21 protein-coding genes and 1 pseudogene are annotated in these 20,921 nt (G+C 46.2%); 20 read left to right on the forward strand and 2 right to left on the reverse strand.

Features of this window, described 5'->3' with window-relative positions:
* Nucleotides 1-7: 7 nt before the first annotated feature.
* The 7 genes from ABIN22_RS07550 (at nucleotide 8) to trmD (ending at nucleotide 5,313) form a co-directional block, all read left to right on the forward strand.
* Entirely contained in the window at nucleotides 8-1,510 is a 1,503-nt protein-coding gene (locus ABIN22_RS07550; RefSeq protein ID WP_346907702.1) for a phosphoenolpyruvate-utilizing N-terminal domain-containing protein, read from the forward strand.
* A gap of 71 nt (nucleotides 1,511-1,581) precedes the next feature.
* A complete protein-coding gene (gene ylxM, locus ABIN22_RS07555) occupies nucleotides 1,582-1,953 on the forward strand; it encodes a YlxM family DNA-binding protein (protein ID WP_109732181.1) in 372 nt (123 codons plus the stop codon).
* A gap of 1 nt (nucleotide 1,954) precedes the next feature.
* Nucleotides 1,955-3,310 (forward strand): signal recognition particle protein, encoded by a 1,356-nt coding sequence (ffh, locus tag ABIN22_RS07560; RefSeq protein WP_109732022.1) that lies wholly within the window; start codon nucleotides 1,955-1,957, stop codon nucleotides 3,308-3,310.
* A 96-nt stretch (nucleotides 3,311-3,406) separates the two neighbouring features.
* A complete protein-coding gene (gene rpsP, locus ABIN22_RS07565) occupies nucleotides 3,407-3,652 on the forward strand; it encodes a 30S ribosomal protein S16 (protein WP_009003357.1) in 246 nt (81 codons plus the stop codon).
* Nucleotides 3,653-3,675: 23 nt separating this feature from the next.
* Nucleotides 3,676-3,906: a KH domain-containing protein gene (locus tag ABIN22_RS07570; protein WP_009003358.1), complete on the forward strand. Its 231-nt coding sequence runs from the start codon at nucleotides 3,676-3,678 to the stop codon at nucleotides 3,904-3,906.
* Nucleotides 3,907-4,059: 153 nt separating this feature from the next.
* Complete coding sequence (rimM, locus tag ABIN22_RS07575; RefSeq protein ID WP_109732023.1) at nucleotides 4,060-4,563, forward strand: ribosome maturation factor RimM; 504 nt, start codon at nucleotides 4,060-4,062, stop codon at nucleotides 4,561-4,563.
* 15 nt (nucleotides 4,564-4,578) lie between these two features.
* Nucleotides 4,579-5,313 carry a tRNA (guanosine(37)-N1)-methyltransferase TrmD gene (gene trmD / locus ABIN22_RS07580; protein ID WP_346907706.1) on the forward strand — a complete coding sequence of 245 codons (735 nt, stop codon included), beginning with the start codon at nucleotides 4,579-4,581 and terminating at the stop codon, nucleotides 5,311-5,313.
* Nucleotides 5,314-5,370: 57 nt separating this feature from the next.
* Here trmD and glnA read toward each other — a convergent pair whose 3' ends face one another.
* The gene (gene glnA, locus ABIN22_RS07585; RefSeq protein ID WP_109732025.1) at nucleotides 5,371-6,798 is read right to left on the reverse strand and encodes a type I glutamate--ammonia ligase; all 1,428 of its coding nucleotides are present in this window, start codon (nucleotides 6,796-6,798) and stop codon (nucleotides 5,371-5,373) included.
* 125 nt (nucleotides 6,799-6,923) lie between these two features.
* Nucleotides 6,924-7,808, reverse strand: coding sequence for a MurR/RpiR family transcriptional regulator (locus ABIN22_RS07590; RefSeq protein ID WP_346907708.1), 885 nt, complete (start codon nucleotides 7,806-7,808; stop codon nucleotides 6,924-6,926).
* Between the two features lie 339 nt (nucleotides 7,809-8,147).
* Here ABIN22_RS07590 and ABIN22_RS07595 point away from each other — a divergent pair, with 339 nt between their 5' ends.
* The 13 genes and pseudogenes from ABIN22_RS07595 to ylqF all read left to right on the forward strand — a co-directional run bounded on the left by ABIN22_RS07595 (nucleotide 8,148) and on the right by ylqF (nucleotide 20,914).
* On the forward strand, nucleotides 8,148-8,831 hold the full coding sequence (locus tag ABIN22_RS07595) for a cyclase family protein (RefSeq protein WP_109732027.1): 684 nt from the start codon (nucleotides 8,148-8,150) through the stop codon (nucleotides 8,829-8,831).
* A gap of 25 nt (nucleotides 8,832-8,856) precedes the next feature.
* Nucleotides 8,857-9,873: a sugar ABC transporter substrate-binding protein gene (locus tag ABIN22_RS07600; RefSeq protein ID WP_109732028.1), complete on the forward strand. Its 1,017-nt coding sequence runs from the start codon at nucleotides 8,857-8,859 to the stop codon at nucleotides 9,871-9,873.
* 78 nt (nucleotides 9,874-9,951) lie between these two features.
* Nucleotides 9,952-11,454, forward strand: a complete 1,503-nt coding sequence (locus ABIN22_RS07605; protein WP_346907711.1) for a sugar ABC transporter ATP-binding protein — start codon at nucleotides 9,952-9,954, stop codon at nucleotides 11,452-11,454.
* Nucleotides 11,455-11,468: 14 nt separating this feature from the next.
* The gene (locus tag ABIN22_RS07610) at nucleotides 11,469-12,458 is read left to right on the forward strand and encodes an ABC transporter permease (protein ID WP_346907713.1); all 990 of its coding nucleotides are present in this window, start codon (nucleotides 11,469-11,471) and stop codon (nucleotides 12,456-12,458) included.
* A gap of 16 nt (nucleotides 12,459-12,474) precedes the next feature.
* The gene (locus tag ABIN22_RS07615) at nucleotides 12,475-13,092 is read left to right on the forward strand and encodes a KpsF/GutQ family sugar-phosphate isomerase (RefSeq protein ID WP_109732031.1); all 618 of its coding nucleotides are present in this window, start codon (nucleotides 12,475-12,477) and stop codon (nucleotides 13,090-13,092) included.
* Nucleotides 13,089-14,150: an alcohol dehydrogenase catalytic domain-containing protein gene (locus ABIN22_RS07620; protein ID WP_346907715.1), complete on the forward strand. Its 1,062-nt coding sequence runs from the start codon at nucleotides 13,089-13,091 to the stop codon at nucleotides 14,148-14,150. The genes ABIN22_RS07615 and ABIN22_RS07620 overlap by 4 nt, the downstream gene beginning before the upstream one ends.
* A gap of 31 nt (nucleotides 14,151-14,181) precedes the next feature.
* A complete protein-coding gene (locus tag ABIN22_RS07625; protein ID WP_109732033.1) occupies nucleotides 14,182-15,501 on the forward strand; it encodes an NAD(P)H-dependent oxidoreductase in 1,320 nt (439 codons plus the stop codon).
* Nucleotides 15,502-15,514: 13 nt separating this feature from the next.
* Nucleotides 15,515-17,029: an FGGY-family carbohydrate kinase gene (locus tag ABIN22_RS07630; protein WP_346907717.1), complete on the forward strand. Its 1,515-nt coding sequence runs from the start codon at nucleotides 15,515-15,517 to the stop codon at nucleotides 17,027-17,029.
* A 252-nt stretch (nucleotides 17,030-17,281) separates the two neighbouring features.
* Nucleotides 17,282-17,953: pseudogene (locus ABIN22_RS07635) on the forward strand (Rpn family recombination-promoting nuclease/putative transposase); the annotation flags it as partial.
* A 78-nt stretch (nucleotides 17,954-18,031) separates the two neighbouring features.
* Nucleotides 18,032-18,766: a DUF6198 family protein gene (locus tag ABIN22_RS07640; RefSeq protein WP_346907719.1), complete on the forward strand. Its 735-nt coding sequence runs from the start codon at nucleotides 18,032-18,034 to the stop codon at nucleotides 18,764-18,766.
* A gap of 186 nt (nucleotides 18,767-18,952) precedes the next feature.
* The gene (gene rplS / locus ABIN22_RS07645; protein WP_109732038.1) at nucleotides 18,953-19,300 is read left to right on the forward strand and encodes a 50S ribosomal protein L19; all 348 of its coding nucleotides are present in this window, start codon (nucleotides 18,953-18,955) and stop codon (nucleotides 19,298-19,300) included.
* An 83-nt stretch (nucleotides 19,301-19,383) separates the two neighbouring features.
* Nucleotides 19,384-20,049 (forward strand): signal peptidase I, encoded by a 666-nt coding sequence (gene lepB, locus ABIN22_RS07650; protein WP_118620647.1) that lies wholly within the window; start codon nucleotides 19,384-19,386, stop codon nucleotides 20,047-20,049.
* 13 nt (nucleotides 20,050-20,062) lie between these two features.
* Nucleotides 20,063-20,914: a ribosome biogenesis GTPase YlqF gene (ylqF, locus tag ABIN22_RS07655; protein ID WP_109732040.1), complete on the forward strand. Its 852-nt coding sequence runs from the start codon at nucleotides 20,063-20,065 to the stop codon at nucleotides 20,912-20,914.
* The last annotated feature ends 7 nt before the right edge of the window (nucleotides 20,915-20,921 follow it).

Raw genomic sequence — 20,921 nt, forward strand, 5'->3', positions numbered from 1 at the left:
AGCCGGAATGGAAAAGTATGAAGGAAAGCTGGTAGTTCCCGGTGTCGCTGCCGGCACTGTATTTGTCTATTCGAAACAGAAACCGGATATCAGGCAGCAGGACGGCCAGGATAAGGCAGAAGAAATGAGGAGATTCCAGAATGCAAAAGTAAGGGCTGTTGAGCAGCTGAATCTCCTGTATGAAAAAGTCTCGGAGGAGATTGATCAGGATACAGCGGCCATTTTTGAAGTACAGGCTATGATACTGGAGGATGAAGACTATAATGATGCGGTTATACAGCTGATTCAGGAACAGGGGAAAAGGGCGGAATATGCGGTCGCGCTGACGGGAGATATGTTTTCCGGATTTTTTACTGGCATGAAGGATGAATATTTCCGGACAAAATCTATTGATATTATGGATGTGACAGAAAGACTGGAACATATTCTGACCGGAAAGGAAAAGCAGCAGGCCCCTGAAAACGAGCCGGTCATACTGGTAGCGGAAGATATGGCACCGAGCGAATTAATACAGATTGAAAGAGAAAAACTGCTTGGCCTTGTGACGCGGTTCGGCTCGGCCAATTCCCACACGGCGATGATTGCAAGGGTACTGGAGCTGCCAATGATGATTCAGACAAGGATCAAGAAAAACTGGCATGGAGAGGAAGCCATTCTGGACTGCGAGGAGGAATGCCTTTATCTGCGGCCCGATGATGAAGTAAAAGAGATGGCGCTGAAGAAAATCAGGGACTCCCAGAAGCTGATCCGTACGATGAAAGGGAAGGCGACACTGACTCAGGAAGGAAAATCTGTACCGCTTTACAGCTGGATACAGGATAAGGCCGATATAAGCAGGGCCGGAAGATTTGAGGGTGAAGGTGTGGCTTTGTTTCGAAACTGGTATGCTCCGTTTACAGAGGTGTGTCTTTATGAGGCATATAAAAATCTGATGGGAACAAGGGCCAGGAGGAAACTGATCATCGGAGAGGATGGAGGGGAAGAATCTAAGGAACGACTGAAGATTCAAATGAAAGCCGCACTCAAAGTAAGTGCTTATGGAGCCTGTTCACTTGGTTTTTACCATGTGGCAACAATCAGCAGACTGGATGTCGTGAAAGGCTTGATAAAAGAAACAAAAGAGGAACTAGAGTCTGAGCGGATTCCATTCAAGGATATCCCGACAGGAATCTTGATTGAAACGGCTGGTGCGGGGATGATCAGTGACATACTTGCAGACAATGTAGATTTTATCGGTGTTTTTTTAAAAGAGCTGACAGAAAATATGCTGGCTGTACATCTTACAGATCAGGAATATCCGGAGGACACAGAAGGTTTTTATCCGTCTGTAATGAGGCTGCTTATGTTGATCTGCGGCAATACGAAAAAGGCGGGAGCCACATTTATTCTCTGTGGAAAAATCAGGAGGGATGGGACGCTGATACGAGAATTGATTACAGCCGGGATTGACGGTATTTGTGTTCCAGATTCCCAGATACTTTCTTTAAGGGAATGTATCAGTATGCTGTGAATTGTTATCCATTTTCAAAAGAAGAGACAGGTGTCAAGAAAAAATACTTGACACCTGTTTTACTTTTGTGTATGATAACTAAGGTGATGAATGTGAATGAGATTTTAGAACAGGCGTTGTTATACGATTTTTATGGTGAACTTCTCACAGATCACCAGAAAGACATTTACGAACAGTTTGTACTTGAGGATTTATCCTTGAGTGAGATTGCACAGGATGCGGGAATCAGCAGACAGGGTGTTCACGATCTGGTGAAGCGCTGCCAGAAGATTCTGGAAGGCTATGAAGTCAGGCTGCATCTGGTGGAAAAGTTCCTTTCGATTAAGGAAAAGGTTCATAAGATTAACGAAGTTCTCGATTCATATGAGAAGCAGGGAATGGAACCTGAAAAGATGGCTGAGAGAATCCGGAAGATTTCGGATACGATAATAGAGGAGTTATAGAATGGCATTTGACAGTTTAACTGAAAAGCTTCAGAACGTATTTAAGAACCTCCGCAGTAAAGGGCGGCTTACGGAAGATGATGTGAAGACAGCTCTCAAGGAAGTAAAGATGGCACTGCTGGAAGCGGATGTTAACTTTAAGGTCGTGAAGGGATTCATTAAGAGTGTGCAGGAACGTGCGGTCGGACAGGATGTCATGAACGGGCTGAATCCGGGGCAGATGGTGATCAAGATCGTGAATGAAGAGCTGGTCAATCTGATGGGGTCGGAGACGACTGAGATCCAGCTTCAGCCGGGAAGCGCGGTCACTGTGATTATGATGGCCGGCCTTCAGGGTGCAGGTAAGACGACCACGACGGCAAAGCTCGCCGGAAAGTTCAAGCTGAAGGGAAAGAAACCGCTGCTTGTCGCATGTGATGTATACAGACCTGCGGCAATCAAGCAGTTACAGATAAATGGAGAAAAGCAGGGCGTTGAAGTTTTCTCGATGGGAGATAAGAACAAGCCTGCGGATATTGCAAAGGCTGCGTTAGAGCATGCCAGGAAGAATAACAACAATATTGTGATTCTGGATACGGCCGGACGTCTTCATATTGATGAAGACATGATGGGAGAACTTCAGGAGATTAAGGAGGCAGTTACCGTGCATCAGACAATCCTTGTTGTGGATGCCATGACAGGACAGGATGCGGTGAATGTTGCCGGAAGTTTTAATGAGAAGATCGGAATCGACGGTGTGATCGTAACCAAGTTAGACGGTGATACCAGAGGTGGTGCAGCGCTTTCTATCAAAGCAGTGACCGGAAGACCGATTCTCTATGTAGGTATGGGTGAAAAACTTTCCGATTTGGAACAGTTTTATCCAGATAGAATGGCTTCCCGTATTTTAGGTATGGGAGATGTCCTGACCCTGATTGAAAAAGCAGGGGCTGAGATCGATGAAGAAAAAGCCAGACAGATGACGCAGAAGATGAAGAAGGCCCAGTTTGATTTTGATGATTATCTGGAGAGTATGAACCAGATGAAGAAGATGGGCGGTCTTTCAAGCATTATGGGAATGATGCCTGGACTCGGCGGCATGGGCGGCAAGATGCCCGACCTCGACAACGAGGAGAATGAAAAAAGGATGGCAAGGATGGAGGCCATGATCTATTCCATGACACTGGAAGAGAGAAGGAATCCGGATCTTTTGAACCCATCCAGAAAGCACCGGATCGCGAAAGGCGCCGGAGTGGACATTGCGGAAGTCAACCGCATGGTCAAGCAGTTCAATGAAGCCAAGAAGATGATGAAGAAGCTTCCAGGCATGATGGGCGGCAGAGGTGGTAAGAAAGGCAAGTTTAAACTTCCTTTTTAACACATACATTACATAGCAGGCTGCATGGCAGTTTGCTAGCAGGTCCTTAAACGGGATCAGACAAAAAGAAAAAATATTAAGAAGAGGTGAAAGAAAATGGCAGTTAAAATCAGATTAAAAAGAATGGGACAGAAGAAGGCTCCTTTCTATAGAATCGTAGTTGCAGATTCAAGATCTCCTAGAGATGGAAAGTTTATCGAGGAAATCGGAACATATGATCCGAACCTGGAGCCAAGCGGAATCAAAGTTGATGAGGAAGCAGCTAAGAAGTGGTTAAACAACGGAGCTCAGCCTACAGAAGTAGTTGGAAAAATCTTAAAAGCAGCAGGTATTGAGAAATAAGCTGTTCCGCGGAGGTGGCTTAAATGAAAGAACTGGTTGAAGTAATTGCGAAAGCATTAGTAGACGATCCGGACAGCGTTGTTGTTTCTGAGAGACAGGACGGCAGAACTACGGTAATCGAGGTTCGTGTCGCTGACGGCGATATGGGCAAGGTTATCGGAAAGCAGGGACGCATTGCAAAAGCAATCCGCTCTGTGGTTAAGGCAGCTGCTGCCAAGGAAGATAAGAGAGTTGTTGTTGACATCGTGCAATAGCAAGAGAACGTAAGGGACAGCCTTCATGCATTATGAGCATCGAGTGACTGCCCCTTTCTTTTTCCTGCCGGACCGTTTTTTCCGGCAGAGATGGTAAATAGAGATACCGGCAGACAGATTCGTCCTGCCAAGGTACAGATATAGGAGACAGGTATGGAACAATACTTACAGGTAGGGATTATTTCATCTACTCATGGAATCCGGGGTGAAGTGAAGGTTTTCCCGACAACGGATGACCCGGCAAGATTTAAGGTGTTAAAAAATGTAATACTGGATACAGGAAAAGAGCAGATTCCGATGGAGATTCAGGGTGTGAAGTTTTTCAAGCAGTTTGTAATCGTAAAGTTCAAAGGAATTGATAACATAAATGATATTGAAAAATATAAAGGGAAGAGCCTTCTTGTAACACGCGAAAATGCTTCTCCACTGGAGGAAGATGAGTATTACATCGCTGATCTGATCGGGATGACGGTATTTACCGAAGACGGTGAGTTTGGCGTGCTCAAAGATGTTATTGAGACCGGGGCAAATGAAGTCTATGTTGTGGATTCAAAGGAGCATGGGGAAGTGCTGATCCCTGCAATCCATGATTGTATACTGGATGTGAACGTGGAAGAACAGACTATGAAGGTACATCTGCTGGACGGACTGATATAGAGGAGCGAAAGAAACATGAATTTTCATATTTTAACCTTATTTCCGGATATGGTCATGGACGGACTGAACACAAGTATCATCGGACGTGCGGCAGGGAAAGGCCTTCTGTCTATTGAGGCCGTGAATATCCGGGATTATGCATTTAATAAGCACCAGAGTGTGGACGATTACCCTTATGGGGGCGGTGCGGGCATGCTGATGCAGGCGGAGCCGGTATACTTAGCCTACGAGGCGGTTGCCGGAAAGCTTGAAAAGGCTCCCAGAGTGGTATATCTTTCACCGCAGGGGCAGACATTTAACCAGCAGATGGCTGAGGAACTTGCACAGGAGGAGGAACTGGTCCTGCTGTGCGGACATTATGAAGGAATCGATGAGCGGGTGTTGGAAGAGATCGTGACGGACTACGTTTCGATCGGAGATTATGTGCTGACCGGCGGGGAGCTTCCGGCGATGGTTATGGTGGATGCGATTTCGAGACTCGTTCCCGGTGTTCTCCATAATGATGTATCCGCGGAGTTTGAATCCTTCCAGGATAATCTGCTGGAGTATCCGCAGTACTCTCGTCCAGAGGAATGGCATGGGAAGAAGGTGCCGGAAGTGTTGCTGTCGGGACATCATGCAAACATTGAAAAGTGGAGGCGGGAACAGTCTGTTCTGCGTACGAAAGAACGGCGTCCTGATTTACTGGAAAAATGTGAGCTGACAGATGCGGAGAAAAAATTAATCGAAGATTACGAGTCAGAAAAATAAAACAGCAGGGTAAGACGGATGCGATCCGGCTTGCCCTGCTGTTCTGTTATTCAGAAATTATAAATCATAATACTTTTCGAATTCCGCCGGATGCGGGATCTGTGAAATTTCAAGGCTTTCTTTCCGTTTGCGTTCCAGCCAGATCTGAATCAGCCTCTCGGGGAATACACCGCCGGCTGTCAGATAATCATGGTCAGCCTCCAGAGCGTCCAATGCCTCATCCAGTGTCTTTGGAAGCGACTGGATCTTTGCCTTTTCTTCCTCAGGAAGTTCATATAAGTTACAGTCATAAGGTCCCCAGCCGTTTACTGACGGGTCAATCTTGTTCTTGATGCCGTCCAGTCCGGCCATCAGGATTGCCGCATAAGCGTAATAAGGATTCGCCGTCGCGTCCGGGTTCCTGAGCTCGAAGCGTTTTGCCTTCGGAGACTTAGCGTAGGCCGGAATACGGATGACCGCACTCCGGTTAGAGGTTGCATACCCAATTGTGACAGGGGCCTCATATCCCGGGACAAGCCTCTTAAAGGAGTTTGTGGATGGGTTGGTCAGTGCACACAGAGAAGCAACATGCTTCAGCAGTCCCCCGATAAAATAATGTGCTGTTTCACTTAAACCGGAGTATCCGTTTTCGTCATAGAATACCGGTTCGCCGTCCTTCATAAGGAGCATATGTACATGCATCCCATTCCCGGCCTCCCCGTAGATCGGCTTAGGCATAAATGTTGCGGTCTTGCCCTCTTTTACAGCGGCATTCTGGATGATATACTTGATAATCATAGTCTTATCGGCCATATCAACCATATCGCCGAGTTCCACTTCGATCTCCATCTGTCCGGAACCGCCGACTTCGTGGTGATGGTATTTGACATCGACTCCCCAGTCCTGCATGTACATACACATCTTACTTCTTAGGCTGTAGGCGATATCGTGCGGCGCTGCAATATGGTATCCGCCCCCTTTAGGCACCTGGAAACCTGCATTTTGGGGCCCTTCGATCCCGCTGTTCCAGGATGCCTGTCTGGTATCTACGGTAAAGGACGTTTTCTGAGGTTCCACCATGTAGCTTACATTGTCAAATAAATGAAATTCGAATTCGGGTCCGATCAGCATCTCATCTGCGATGCCCTCCGACTTCATATACTCAACTGCCCGCAGGCTGACGTTTCTCGGATACTGGTCAAACGGTGTATTCTCCCTGCCGATCACACATACATTGCCACACATGGTCAATGTAGGAATTTCAGTGAACGGATCGACAACCGCAGTCTCCGGGTCCGGGATAAAGACCATATCACTCTTTTCGACCGGAGCATACCCGTAATTAGATCCGTCAAATCCAATGCCATATACAAAAATATCATCGTTGAACCTCTCCACTGGGATCGTAATATGACGCCATCTCCCGTCTAAGTCTGTCATCTTGAAATCAATCATCCTGATTCCATTCTCACTGCATACCTTTCTGATATCCGTGCTGTTTAACATGCTATCCCTCCAATTAATACGTTATTTTTTATGTGCCGTACCTTAGGTTGTTAGTATCATTCTAACATAGGAAGAACATAAAAAGGAAGAGGTTATAAAACTAAAACAGATGCTCAAACAGATGCTTACTGCTTATTGAGAGAAAGGTACTCATTGACGTTGTCAAGGAGCGGCTGCAGGCTGTCCTGTCTTTTCATCAATACAGAGAGGTACAGGGTATCCAGCAGGCACAATGCAGGCACACGCTTAGCCAGCACCTCATCCATTACCTCATAAGAAAAAGATGCTGTCAGTAAAAGGATGTCAGAGTGCTTTGCCAGCGGGGCACCGGGGAAATTGGAAATTGTAATGACAGGGATGCCATGTTCCCGTGCCACCTTAGCCAGATTGCAGACATTACGTGTCTTCCCGGAATGTGAGATACAGATAAGTGCATCTTCCGGAGTCATCTGGGAGAGTGCGATCAGCTGGGAATCGAAGTCAGAAGATGCTGTTGTCTGATAGCCGATGCGCATGAACTTCTGTGCAGCTGAAGCGGCGATAAAATGTGCATCTCCTGAAGCGGCAAATACAAGCCGCCCTGACCCGGTGAGCTGGTCGATTGCCCGGGACAGCGCTTCATAGTCGATGGACTGCAGGGAATCCTGAAGATATAGTACACAGGAATTGAAGACACTGGATGCGATTGTCTCAAGACCGTCTGATGCTGAGATGCCGATATAATGGAAGATATCTTCATATTCTTTCGCACGGATGCTGGCTCGTAATTCAGGGTATCCAGTATATCCAAGACGGCGCGCCAGACGCACAAGGGTGGCCTCGCTGCAGCCGCTCCGTTCAGCAACCTCGCTGATAGTCAGAGTAGCTACATCAGAAGGGTTACTCAGACAAAAATCAGCGGCTTTTCGTTCTGCTGATTTCAGATTGTCATAAATAAAATGAAATTTAATGAGACAAGCGTGTGATATTTCTTTGCTTTCTTTATTGGTTGGCCTGTTTTTGGTAATCAAATCTTTCCGCCTCCACAGTTAATTTTACCTTTGCGTGAGTTCTTGTAAGGTTAAGTGCATTCTACCATATATTGGGGGAAATGACAATGTGGTATTGGCATAAATCTGAAGAAAATGAACCGGGTGAAAATGTATGGTGGCAGAATAAACAGAATTTGAACCCTGATTTTGTACAAAATGTAGAAAATGCTTTCATTTTCACTTTTTATAAATAAAAATGAAAATATGTATTGAAAAGTAAAAATCCATGTGCTATGATTTGCCTAACAGGAGAAAAGGTTTCGAATAAAAAAGAAAGCAAAACCTGTACAAAATAATAAAAAAGAAAAGGAGGATATTATGAAAGTAAAAAGAGAGGATATTGTAGAACTGAACCATGTTTTAGAATCTGGGAAAGAGAATTTCCCCTTTGAATCTTCTTATCGTGATGTGGTAGAACTGGATCCGAACGGAAATGCCCGTGCGCATGCAAAAGATGTGTGGTACATAGAGAGTGAAGTAAAAATGCATTCTCATGTCGGCACACATGTGGAGGTGCCTTTCCATCATAAATTTGACGGGCCGGACTGCGCACAGTATCCTGTTGAACGTTTGGTGGGTGAAGCGTTTGTCATGGATTGTACAGGGAAAAAAGCCGGGGAATTCATTACTCTGGAAGAGATCAAAAGATATGAAGATCAGCTTGAGCCGGGCGACATGATACTTTTTTACACCGGATTTGATAAAAAATTCCATGATCCGGACTGGGAACCTTTTCCACATGTAGAGAAAGAAGCGATCCTCTGGCTTCTGGAAAAATTTAATCCGCCGGTTATTGGTACGGATGCGTCAGGTATCGAGGTGCCTGATGATGACCGCCAGCCAAACCACACAAATTGTTTTGAAAATAATACGGCAATCATCGAATCACTTACAAATCTGGAGTCAGTAAAAGAGGAGCGGGTAACCTTATTTGTTCTGCCATTACGGATGAAACGGGTTGATTCATGTGCTGCCAGAGTGATTGCAATCAGGGGTATCTGATGAAAGAAAGTGGAGGGAAAAAGGTATGAAGAGAAAAATAATTGCATGGATCATAACGGGACTCATGGTTTTGTCATTGGCAGCGTGCGGAAATTCGTCATCTGATGAACCAAAAGAAGCGGATAAGTCAACAGAAGATACAGCAGACGGTGAAAAGACGGACGGATATACGATTGGCTGTGTCATCATTAATGATGCTAATACACATTGTATTGCTTTTGCCGAGAAGTTTAAAGAGATTGTAGAGTCAAAAGGTGATACGGCAATTGTGCTGGCTGCAAATGATGATTCTGAGACGCTCCTTCAATGTATTGACGACCTGATGGCAGCGGGTGTGGACGGTATTGTCATGGAATCCCCAAATGCAACTGCGCCGGTAGAGGCGTTGAGGGAAGCAGCAGGGAAGGGTGTTGTAATCTCCGCGGCTGATGTACTGCTTGATATTGAAGAGAGCGAAGGCGTCCTTGTATCTCAGACGGTATCTGATAATTACGGTGCAGGCGTGCTCTGTGCAGAGGACTTTATTAAAAGGCTGGATGGCAAAGACGGTACGGTCTGCCATATGATTTATGAGGAAAATGAGGCTGTAACGACACGTGTGCAGGGATTCCTTGATACAATAGCAAAACATGACAATATCACTGTTCTGGAAGGAACACAGCCGACGCCTGTAACACAGGAGGCAGAGATGGCGGTTGCAGAATCCTGGGCGGCAAAATACGATGAGATTTCCTGTGTGTTTGGAGGCGGAGGTCCCATTTCCATCGCATTTATGCGTGGCCTTGAATCAGCAGGCGTAGACTGCGGGCCGGACGGCGGATGCCTGATATATGGCGTGGATGGTTCTCAGGATGAATATGCTTGTATCGTGGACGGAGACTATACAGGAACAGCGCGTCAGCAGCCGGATGAACTGGCAAGGATTGCGACGGAGGATGTTTATACTGTCCTTGGCGGCGGGAAGATCGACCATGACTGGCTGACCTATGTAGACGTTATTTATGTAGATGCTTCTAATGTGGATGATTACTACGAGAAATAGGCGGCATGTAAAGAGCGCACAGCAGCAGTGTTAGTGCGCTCTTATATTAGAAGACTCACGAATGAAAAGGATGGGCTTATGGAAGAAATCATTTTAAGGATGAAAGACATTACAAAATCCTTTCCCGGAGTAAAGGCTTTGAAGGGAGTCAGCATGGAACTGCGTAAAGGGGAGGTTCATGCGCTGCTGGGAGAGAATGGGGCTGGGAAATCCACATTGATCAAATGCCTTGGCGGAATCTATCCGATCGACAGCGGCAGTATTGAGCTCGATGGACGAAAAGTGGATATCAGGACACCGGGCGAATCCATGAAGCTGGGAATTAGTGTAATACATCAGGAATTGGTGCTGGCAGAACAACTGACAGTGGCCGATAACATCTTTATGGGAATGGAACCGGCGAACAGGGCTGGGTTCATTGATAAGAAGAAAATATTCGGGGAATGTGAAGAAATCCTTCAGTCTCTGAATGCAGGTTTTCATGCCTATAACCGGGTGTTTACACTGAGTACGGCCCAAAAGCAGATGCTGGAGATTGCAAAGGCGATTAATAAGCAGGTCCGCATACTGGTGATGGATGAGCCCACTGCATCTGTGTCACAAAAAGAAGTCGATAAGATTTTTGATCTGGTACGCAGGCTGAAAAGCAGGGGGATTACAATCGTGTACATTTCACACCGTATGGATGAAATTTTCCAGATAGCAGACCGGATTACAGTACTCAGGGATGGCAGCAATGTGGCAACTGCTGAGGCAGAAAGCATTACACAGGATGAACTTGTACATATGATGGTCGGATACGATCTGGAACAGTATTTTGCCAGAAGCAGCCGGAAAATCGGTGAAGTGGTTATGAAGGGAGAGGGGCTTACCCGGAGTGACGGAAAAGTAAAGGATGCCAGTTTCGAACTGCGTAAGGGTGAGATTATCGGGTTCGCCGGACTTGTGGGTTCGGGCAGGACGGAACTGGTGGAGATGCTGTCAGGGATTGTTCCGCCCGGAGCAGGAAAGCTGGAACTGTCCGGCAGAAAAGTGTTTTTCAGGAATCCCAGACAGGCTCTGGATGCAGGGATATGCCTTGTGCCTGAGGACCGGAAGCACGAAGGGCTCATTCTCCGCAATAATGTACGGTTTAATCTGAGCATAGGGATTCTGCCCCATTTTATCCGGTGGAATTATCTGGGGGTAAACAGGCGGAAGGAAGAGGAGATTGCTCAGAAATATATTGATAAATTAGCAATCAAAGTATCAGGACAGCAACAGCTTGCAATCAATCTTTCGGGAGGCAACCAGCAGAAAATCGTGCTTGGGAAATGGCTGGCCGCATCGAAGGATATTATTATCCTCGATGAACCGACCAGAGGGATTGATGTCGGCGCAAAGGCAGAAATCTATGCATTGATGGATGAGCTTACGAATCAGGGAAAAAGCATCATCATGGTGTCATCGGAACTGCCTGAGGTAATCAATATGAGTGACCAGATATATGTAATGCGGGAAGGGAGCATCTGTAAAGTATACAGGGACAGGAGCAGCTTTGATCAGCAGGAGATTCTGAGATATATGCTGGGTCTGCAGTGAATGGAGGGAATGTCATGAAAGAAAAAGAAAAATTACCCGGCAGCCGGCAGCGGAATGTCGTGGATGCCTTAAAGATAAACGGAGGCGTACTGGCTGCTTTTGTACTGATCTTTATCATAAGTTCATTATTAAATTCCAGATTTTTAACTGTTAACAATATGATGACCGTTTTGCGGACGAATGCATGCACGGCTCTCTGTGCATTTGGCATGACATATGTAATACTGACCGGAAATATTGATCTTTCCGTCGGATCATTCATGACATTATGCGGGTGCCTGACGAGTATTCTGATCGCACAGGCCGGGATGCATACCTTTCTGGCGATAGGATTATCATTAATTGTGGCGCTGATATTCGGGGCCATAAACGGAATCCTGATTACAAAGATGAGAATCCCCGCATTCATCGCCACACTGGCGTCTATGAATGTACTTCGGGGGGCCTGTTATGTGATGACGAACGGGAAGCCTGTTGTATTTTCAAAGGGCCTGTTCACCAGCATAGGCGGAGGGTATCTGGGAATATTTCCACTGCCTGCAGTCTATATGGTTATTGCTTTCGTTATTCTCTGGATTGTACTGAACCAGACCAAATTTGGAAGACGGATTTATGCAGTGGGTGGTAATCAGATGGCTGCCCGTTATTCAGGTGTGAATACTGATCGTACAATCATTCAGGTCTATATGATTTCAGGATTTATGTCGGCGTTCTCAGGGATCCTCCTGATATCGAGACTCGGATCCGGACAGCCGGTAATCGGCGAGGGTGCTGAATTGGATGCAATTGCGTCCTGTGTTGTAGGTGGCGTTTCTATGACAGGTGGGAGCGGTACTTTATTTGGAACACTCATAGGCTGTCTGATGATGGGAATAATCAGTAACATATTGAATCTGGCAGGTGTCAATTCTTATATGCAGCTGATCGTTAAAGGTATCATCATTGTTTTGTCTGTATATATTGATATTCTGCGGATGAGCCTTGCTACAAGAAGCAAGAATTAGTACAGGAGGCGTTTGTATGAATGACAAAGAGATACTTTGTGAGATAGACAGGTGTATCAGTATGGAAGCGGATGCCCTGCAGAAATTGACGGAACTGCCAAACGACGATGGGGTTTTACAGACAGTACATGCAATCAAAGAATGTAAAGGGAAGATTGTTCTGTCCGGCTGCGGGACATCGGCTATGGCTGCCAGAAAAATTGCCCATTCCTTAAACTGTGTGGACAGACCGGCTCTGTTTCTTGTGCCATCGGACGCGGTGCATGGCGGACTCGGTGTACTTGCTCAGGAGGACCTGCTGATTTTAATCAGCAAAGGCGGAAATACGCAGGAATTAGTCCGGCTTATACCGGCGTGCAGGAAAAGGGGCGCGGTACTGATCAGCGTTTCGGAGAATCCGGAATCCATACTGGCCAGAGAAGCGGATATTTATCTTCAAATTAAGGTTGAGCGGGAACCCTGCAGATTTAACATGCTGGCTACGGCAAGTACGCTGGCCGTGATATCTACGTTTGATGCTATTTGTATCGCGATGATGCAGCTCAGAGGTTATACAAGAGAACAATTTGCAGTGATCCACCCGGGCGGTGCCGTGGGGGACAGACTGCTTGGAAAGGCTGGGGATGTGAAATGAAAGGAATCATGAATGCGGCAGTGTTTAAAGATATTGGACACATGGAAATTGAGAAAAGACCCATCCCGGACTGCCCTGCAGATGGTGTTTTGATCAAGATATATGCCTGTGGGATCTGCGGAAGCGACGTGAGGAATTTTCATAACGGGCTTAAAGACGGCATCCTGGACCAGATTATGGGGCATGAAATAGCGGGGGAAGTCGTGGAGACCGGAGAGCAGGCCGAGGTTTTCCATACGGGACAGAGGGTGGCGCTTGCACCGGATGTGAGCTGCGGCAGCTGCTGGTATTGCAAACGGGGGCTTGTGAATCTTTGTGAACACCATAAGATGCTGGGGACGCATTACCCGGGCGGCTATGCGCAATATATAGCGCTCCCCGGTGAGGTGCTTAAGCGGGGGTTCGTGGAACTGATACCGGAAGGTATGAGTTATGAGCATGCTGCTTTTGCAGAAACCTGTTCTGCCGTTCTTGCCTGTCAGGAGAGGAACCAGGTATCATTGGGGGAAACGGTAGTCATCATAGGGGACGGTCCCGTGGGATGCCTGCATTGTGAGGTGGCACGTTCCAGAGGGGCGGCGCAGATTATTATGATTGGAAGAGACAAGCTTGATATGGCGGCGTCTTTTCAGCCGGACCTGCTTCTTGACGGGGCAAGATGTTCGGAAGAACTGGTTGATGAAGTACGATCTAGGACTGGAAACAGGGGAGCGGATATTGTCATCTGTGCGGTTCCTTCAGTCATGGTTCATCAGGAGGCGCTGGAAATGGTGCGTAAGCGCGGCAGAGTAGTGATTTACGGAGGGGTGCCGAAACATAATGAGATCAGCAACCTGAATTCAAACCTCATACACTATGGGGAAATCACACTGACAGGAGCTTTTTCGTATCCGGCTTCCGGGCTGTATGACGCACTGTCGGCACTTGAAAACGGGCATATACATGCAGAAAAATATATCAATGCAAAGGTGTCGCTTTATGATGTAGTGAAGGGAATGGACATGATCACAAAAGGACAGGCACTCAAAGTTATGATAGACCCGTGGCTGGAGCCATAGGGAGGATCAGCGGGATAGAAAGGAGAGAAATATGTACGAGATAGACAGCAAGCTGCTGGAACTGGAAGCAAAAGGGACTCCTGTCCATGTCAGCCTGATTGGCTGCGGCCAGATGGGAAAGGATATTGTGGCACAGATTAGTAAAATGAAGGGGATTTCATGTGATATTGTAGTGGATATTGATCCTGCAATTGCAGTGGATGGCTATCAGCAGGCAGGTTATCAGGCAGGGGACATTGTAGTGACAGATGACCTGAAAGCTGCTGAGAAAGCGGTCTCAGAAGGAAAAAAGGTCGCGTCTGCGGATTACCGGATGGCTGTTGCGGCATGCCAGACACAGGTAGTGATTGATGCGACGGGTTCCCCGGAGATGGGGGCAAGAGTTACGATGGAATGCATTTTTTATAAAAGGCATATTGTGATGATGAACGTAGAATGCGATGTTACAGTCGGACCTATTTTGCGCAAGCTGTGTGATCAGGCCGGGATTGTCTATTCACTGACAGCCGGGGACGAGCCGGGATCTATCTGTGAAATATACCGTTTTGCGAAGGCTTTGGGATTCAAGGTAGTGGCAGCAGGGAAGGGCAAGAATAATCCGCTGGATTTTTATGCAAATCCGGGAATGAAGGAGTGGGCCGATAAGGCGGCCGCACGCAAAATGGCGCCAAGGATGCTGATTGAGTTTGTTGATGGTTCCAAGACCATGATTGAAATGTGCGCGGTATCGAATGCAACGGGACTTGTGCCTGATATCCGGGGAATGCATTGTGCAAAATGTAATGTTAAGGATCTGACGAAGGTATTCAGTCTTAAAAGCCAGGGCGGGATACTGGAAAAAGAGGGCGTGGTAGATTTCGCGATTGGTGATATAGCGCCCGGTATCTTTGTTGTTGTCACAACAGATAACCAGAGGATCATTGATGGCCTGGTACAAAGAGACATGGGGGATGGCCCAAATTACCTCTTATACCGGCCTTACCATCTGTGTTCCATTGAGACACCGATAACAGCGGTGCAGGAGGCAGTATATGGAGAATCTACAGGACAACCGATGGACCACCTGACCAGTGAATGTATTACAATAGCGAAGAAAAATCTGAAGGCGGGAGAAGTACTGGATGCGATTGGTGAGTACTGCTACCGTGCCAGCATAGAACTGGCGGATGTGGCAAGACGGGGGAATATGCTGCCGGTTGGACTTGCAAAGGGCGCAAGGATGAAGGTGGATGTCCAAAAAGATGAAGTGATTACATATGATATGGTGGAACTGAATGAAACCTCAGTACTGTTGCAGCTTCGCCGGATGCAGGACCAGCTGTTGTGTAGTGCTGCCGTGCAGGCACAATAAAGGGGGGACTCATGTGGACAGGGCTTATCTGTTAGGGCTTGATGTAGGGACGACGGGATGCAAGACAGTAGTATTTGATCAGGAGGGCAGAGAACTAGGACGCGGTTACAGAGAGTACCCGGTGTTCTGCAAGGAACCTTTTCAGGCAGAGCAGAATCCGGATGCGGTATTCAGTCTGCTTGCAGAGAGTATGCAGGAGGCTGTAAAAAATGCGGGGATTCAGAATGCCGCCGCAGTCAGTCTGAGTGTTCAGGGGGATGCAGTGATACCGGTAGATAAGTCCTATGAAGTACTGCACCCGGCGGTGCTGGGAATGGACTACAGGCCGGAGAAACAGTGTGAAAAATACCGGGAGGACTTTGACGAGCGGCAGTTATATGAAGTAACAGGGCAGCCGCTGCATCCGATTAACATGATGGCTAAAATCATGTGGTTTCTGGATGAGAGACCGAAAATCTCAGAAAAGGCATGGAGATTCATTACGTATGAAGAATTTATCTTTCAAAGACTGGGCGGAGAACCGGTACTGGATCTGACAATGGCAAGCCGCTCGATGGGATATAGTCTGGAAGAAGGAAAATGGTCGGGGCAAATACTGGAGAACATGGGGATTTCAGAGAGTCTGCTTTCACCTCTTGTGAAATCAGGAGATGTCATTGGAAAGCTATCGTCACAATTGGCAGACAGGATCGGTCTGAATAACAGGCCGCTGCTTGTGGCGGGCTGCCATGACCAGCCCGCAGGCGCATTAGGGGCAGGAGTAATTGATAACCGGATGGCATTAGACAGTACGGGCACGGCAGAAGTACTGTCGGTTACCTTTCCGGAGCCGATCTTAAGTCAGAGTATGTGTGACAGTTTTTATTCCTGTTATGTGCATGCTGTGCCGGGGCAGTATTTCTCCTTTGCACATATGCAGACAGGCGGAATCCTGCAGCAATGGTACAGGGACCAGTTTGGATACCGGGAATTGGAGGAGGCCGGGCACTTGAATATGGATTTCTATACATATGCGCAGAGTAAATGTCCGGATGGTCCTTCCCCGATATTAGTGCTGCCATATTTTAACGGCAGCGGGACACCTTTGTGCGATATGGAAAGCAAAGGTGCTATTGTGGGATTAACGCTTTCAAGCACCCGGCATGATATATTGAAGGGGATTCTGGACAGTTTATGTTATGAACTGAAGTTCAATATAGAAACGATGGAGAAGTCAGGGATTCCGATCCAAGGCCTGCGGGCCACCGGCGGAGGAGCACGTTCACCCTTGTGGCTCCAGACGAAGGCGGATGTTACCGGGCTGACGGTCGGGACACTGGAATGCAAGGAAGCAGGCTGCTTAGGCAGCGCTGTTCTGGCTGCTGTCGGGGCAGGAATATACGATACCATTGAACAGGCAGTAAAACAGATGGTAAGGCCGGGCATAAGCTACCGGCCGAGGGAAGAACAGTCGGGCAGGTATCAGGAGCAGTATCAGGTGTATAAAAGTCTTTATGGATGCCTGAAACCTGTTTTTCATAAAATGTAACATAACGAGGGAAGAGGGGCAAATAGTAAATGGGGAATCCGATGCTGCATGATTAAGCTGCGGCATCGGGTTTTTCTGTGCCTTTCAATTTTCACCTTTCATTTTTCAATCGGCAGTTCGCCGGTTTACCCAATTAATTACTTATTTAGAACCGCAGAAAAAAATAAAAACACTACATTTTGAAGGTATTCCTGTCTTTTACATATCTGTATTTCATGATATGATAATAATAAATCAGAAGAACTTAAAGACGGGACGCAGATGAACATGGAAATGCAGGTCAAATACTTTGAATACTGGGATGAACGCGCCTTGTTCTACTTAAGTAAGATGTTTGACAGCCAGATCCGTAAAGGTGAGTCCTATGAAAAGCTGCAGAAGTGTATCCATGTAAGTATTTTAGACTTCATCCATTTTCCGAATGACAACAAGTGTTACCGCAGGATTCATTTCCGGGATGATCAGACATCACAACTGTATTCCGATAAAATGGAACTTCAGATACTGGAGCTGAAAAAACTGCCTCCTGAGGTTAAGACCGGAGAAGATGTTCTTGCATGGATGAGGTTCTTCAGCAGCAAAAACAAGGAGGAATTTCAGAATATGGCTAAAACTAACGAATATTTCGATGAAGCATACAATACATTACTCAATCTGAGTGCTGACGAGAAGAAACGGCTGGAATACGAGGCCAGGGAAAAGGCATTGAAAGATTATAATACCCAGATCAGCAGCGCTGAAAAGAGAGGACTTAAAGCAGGGGAGGAGATTGGGTTACGCAGGGGCAAGGAGTTGGGAGAAAAGGAAGGTGAACGCCGTACCCGTCAGATATTCAAGTTATACATGCAGGGTAAATCACTGGAAGAAATTGCCGGTCTCTGCAATATCAGTATAGACAGAGTGAAACAAATATTGGAGATTTAAAAATAGTAGAAGAAAGTCTATTTTATGTTAATATAGAAGAAGGCTAAAATTACGACTGGAAAGAAGCGTATTTATTTTATGAAAAAGGCATATTTATTCAGAGGATTCTTCTATCTTTTAGGGCTGCTTGTTCTGGCTCTTGGCATTACATTAAACACAAAAACAGGTCTCGGGGTATCTCCGATCATATCTGTTTCCTACAGCATTTCTACTATATGGAACTTGAATTTCGGAAATATGACACTTGTGCTATATGCATTATTTGTCGTGTTTGAGATGATTCTGCATGTGATCAGAAACAGGAAATATTCGATAAAGGAAGGTGCTGTTCTGGAACATGCAAATCAAGTGAATCTGAAATTAGTGCTTTTTATGGATGTGCTGCAGTTTCCTCTGAGTCTTATATTTACAAGGTTTTTGAATATATTTTCAGGCTGGCTGCCCGATCTTCAGAAAACATATGGTGACAGCTTTGTGGGAAGTTTTGCAGGAAGGGTTCTGTTTTTGGCCCTCGCAATTATCCTGACCGGGGCGGGTGCAGCCATGTCATTGAATATGAGGGTAATCCCGAATCCGGGGGACGGGATCGTGCAGGCGATTGCAGATTGTACTGGAAAGGGTGTGGGATTCACAAAGAACTGTTTTGACGTGGTGAACATTTCTATAACGATCACAGTTGGACTTGTGTTCGCGGGAAAGCTGGTCGGAATAGGTCTCGGCACTGTGCTGGCAGTAATCGGTGTCGGAAGGGTAATTGCAGTGTTCAATCACTTTTATATGGAAAGAATGGATGAACTGGCAGGGATTGGTTGAAACAAATAGAAGAAATAAATACCCTTTAAATAGTAAATTCTGCTTGAATCTTCGATAAAAGTATGGTAGAATACAACAGTTGTGAAATGAAAAGCGATGGTCCTCTGATGCACAAAAGGTCTGACAGACGCCAGATGAGTCTGCTGACAGGCATTAAGAACGTCTAAATATTAAGGAGGTCACACAATGAATGATATTATCAGAAAAATCGAAGCAGAGCAGTTAAAGGAAAATGCACCGGAATTTAATGTTGGTGATACTGTAAAAGTATACGCTAAAATTAAAGAGGGTAACCGTGAAAGAATTCAGGTTTTTGAAGGAACAGTCCTGAAGAAACAGGGTGGAAGCACAAGAGCTACTTTCACAGTTAGAAAGAATTCTAACGGTATCGGTGTTGAGAAGACTTGGCCGTTACACTCACCAAACGTTGAAAAGGTAGAAGTAATCAGAAGAGGTAAAGTAAGAAGAGCTAAACTGAACTACTTAAGAGACCGTGTTGGTAAGAGAGCTAAGGTAAAAGAATTAGTAAAATAGTAACATTGAGAGGGACAAGTACAACATGTATATTGTCCCTTTTATCTTTTAAGAAGGTATAAATGTAATTATGAGGGAAATATATGCAGGATTTGAATTTTCGTAAGAGGCGCCGGAAGCAGGCAAGAAAAAAACAGAAAATGAAAAAGCAGGGGCTCAGGTTTGAGACCGGCAAGCCGCAGCTGCGTTTCCGTAAGGAAAAGACTAAGGCTCAGCGGCAGAAAGCGGCTGCAGTCGTGAACTGGACGGTTCAGATTGCAATTACCTGTATGATTGCTTTCGTGCTTGTATGGTTTTTTGGACAGCGTGTCAGCAATGCTGGGGATTCGATGAAACCTGTTCTGCAGAACGGGGATGTTGTTCTGGTGAACCGGCTGATCTATAATGCCAGTAAACCAAAGCGGGGGGATATCATTGCATTTAAGCCCAACGGAAATGAGAATACCCATTATTCCATCAAAAGAGTTGTAGGGCTTCCGGGTGAGACGGTGCAGATTAAGGACGGGAGCGTCTATATCAACGGCACCGAGACACTGGAACATATTTTCGCAGAGGATATCGAGGAAGCAGGCATCGCGGAAGAGCCTGTTATACTGGACGGGACAGAATATTTTGTCCTGGGAGATAATCATTTAAGCAGTGATGACAGCCGTATGGCTGATATCGGGAATGTTAAGAGAAGTGAGATATATGGCAAGGTCTGGTTCGTAGCAAGTTTTGGATCAGATTTCGGCTTCGTGAAGAGATAAAGGAGGAAATAACATGCATTTTCAATGGTACCCGGGTCATATGACGAAGGCCAAACGCATGATGCAGGAGAATATAAAGCTGATCGACCTAGTGATCGAACTGGTCGACGCGCGGATTCCGGTGAGCAGCAGAAATCCGGAGATAGATGAGCTGGGAAAGAATAAGGCAAGATTAATCCTGCTTAACAAATCAGACCTGGCGGAAGAAAAATGGAATGATGCCTGGGCGGAGTATTTTAAGGGAAAGGGATATTCTGTTCTGAAAGTGAATTCCAGAAAAGGCGGAGGGGTGAAGTCCATACAAGGCGTCATTCAGGAGGCGTGTAAAGAAAAGATTGAGAGAGACAGAAAACGCGGGATCCTGAACCGTCCGGTAAGGGCGATGGTAGTCGGGATACCGAATGTCGGAAAGTCTACGTTTATCAATGCACTGGCAGGAAAGGCCTGTACTAAGACCGGGAATAAGCCGGGAGTGACGAAGGGAAAGCAGTGGATACGCCTGAATAAAAATGTAGAGCTGCTGGATACACCGGGTATTCTCTGGCCTAAGTTTGAAGACCAGACAGTCGGACTCCGCCTTGCATTTATCGGATCTATTAAGGACGAGATTCTGAACACGGAAGAACTGGCTATGGAGCTGATCGGATTTTTGAAGGAAAAATACACTGGTATTTTGAAGGACAAGTATCAGATAGAAGAGGCGGAAGATCATTTTGAATGCCTGAGATCCATTGCCGAAAGCCGCCATTGTCTGGTAAGGGGCAATGAACTGGATACAGAAAAAGCCGCAAAGATCCTGCTGGATGATTTCAGAAACGGCAGATTGGGAAAAATTACACTTGAATTTCCTGAAGATTATGCATAAGATAAGA

It is taken from the genome of Faecalicatena orotica (assembly GCF_905197545.1).
GTDB classification, from domain to species: domain Bacteria; phylum Bacillota; class Clostridia; order Lachnospirales; family Lachnospiraceae; genus Faecalicatena_A; species Faecalicatena_A orotica.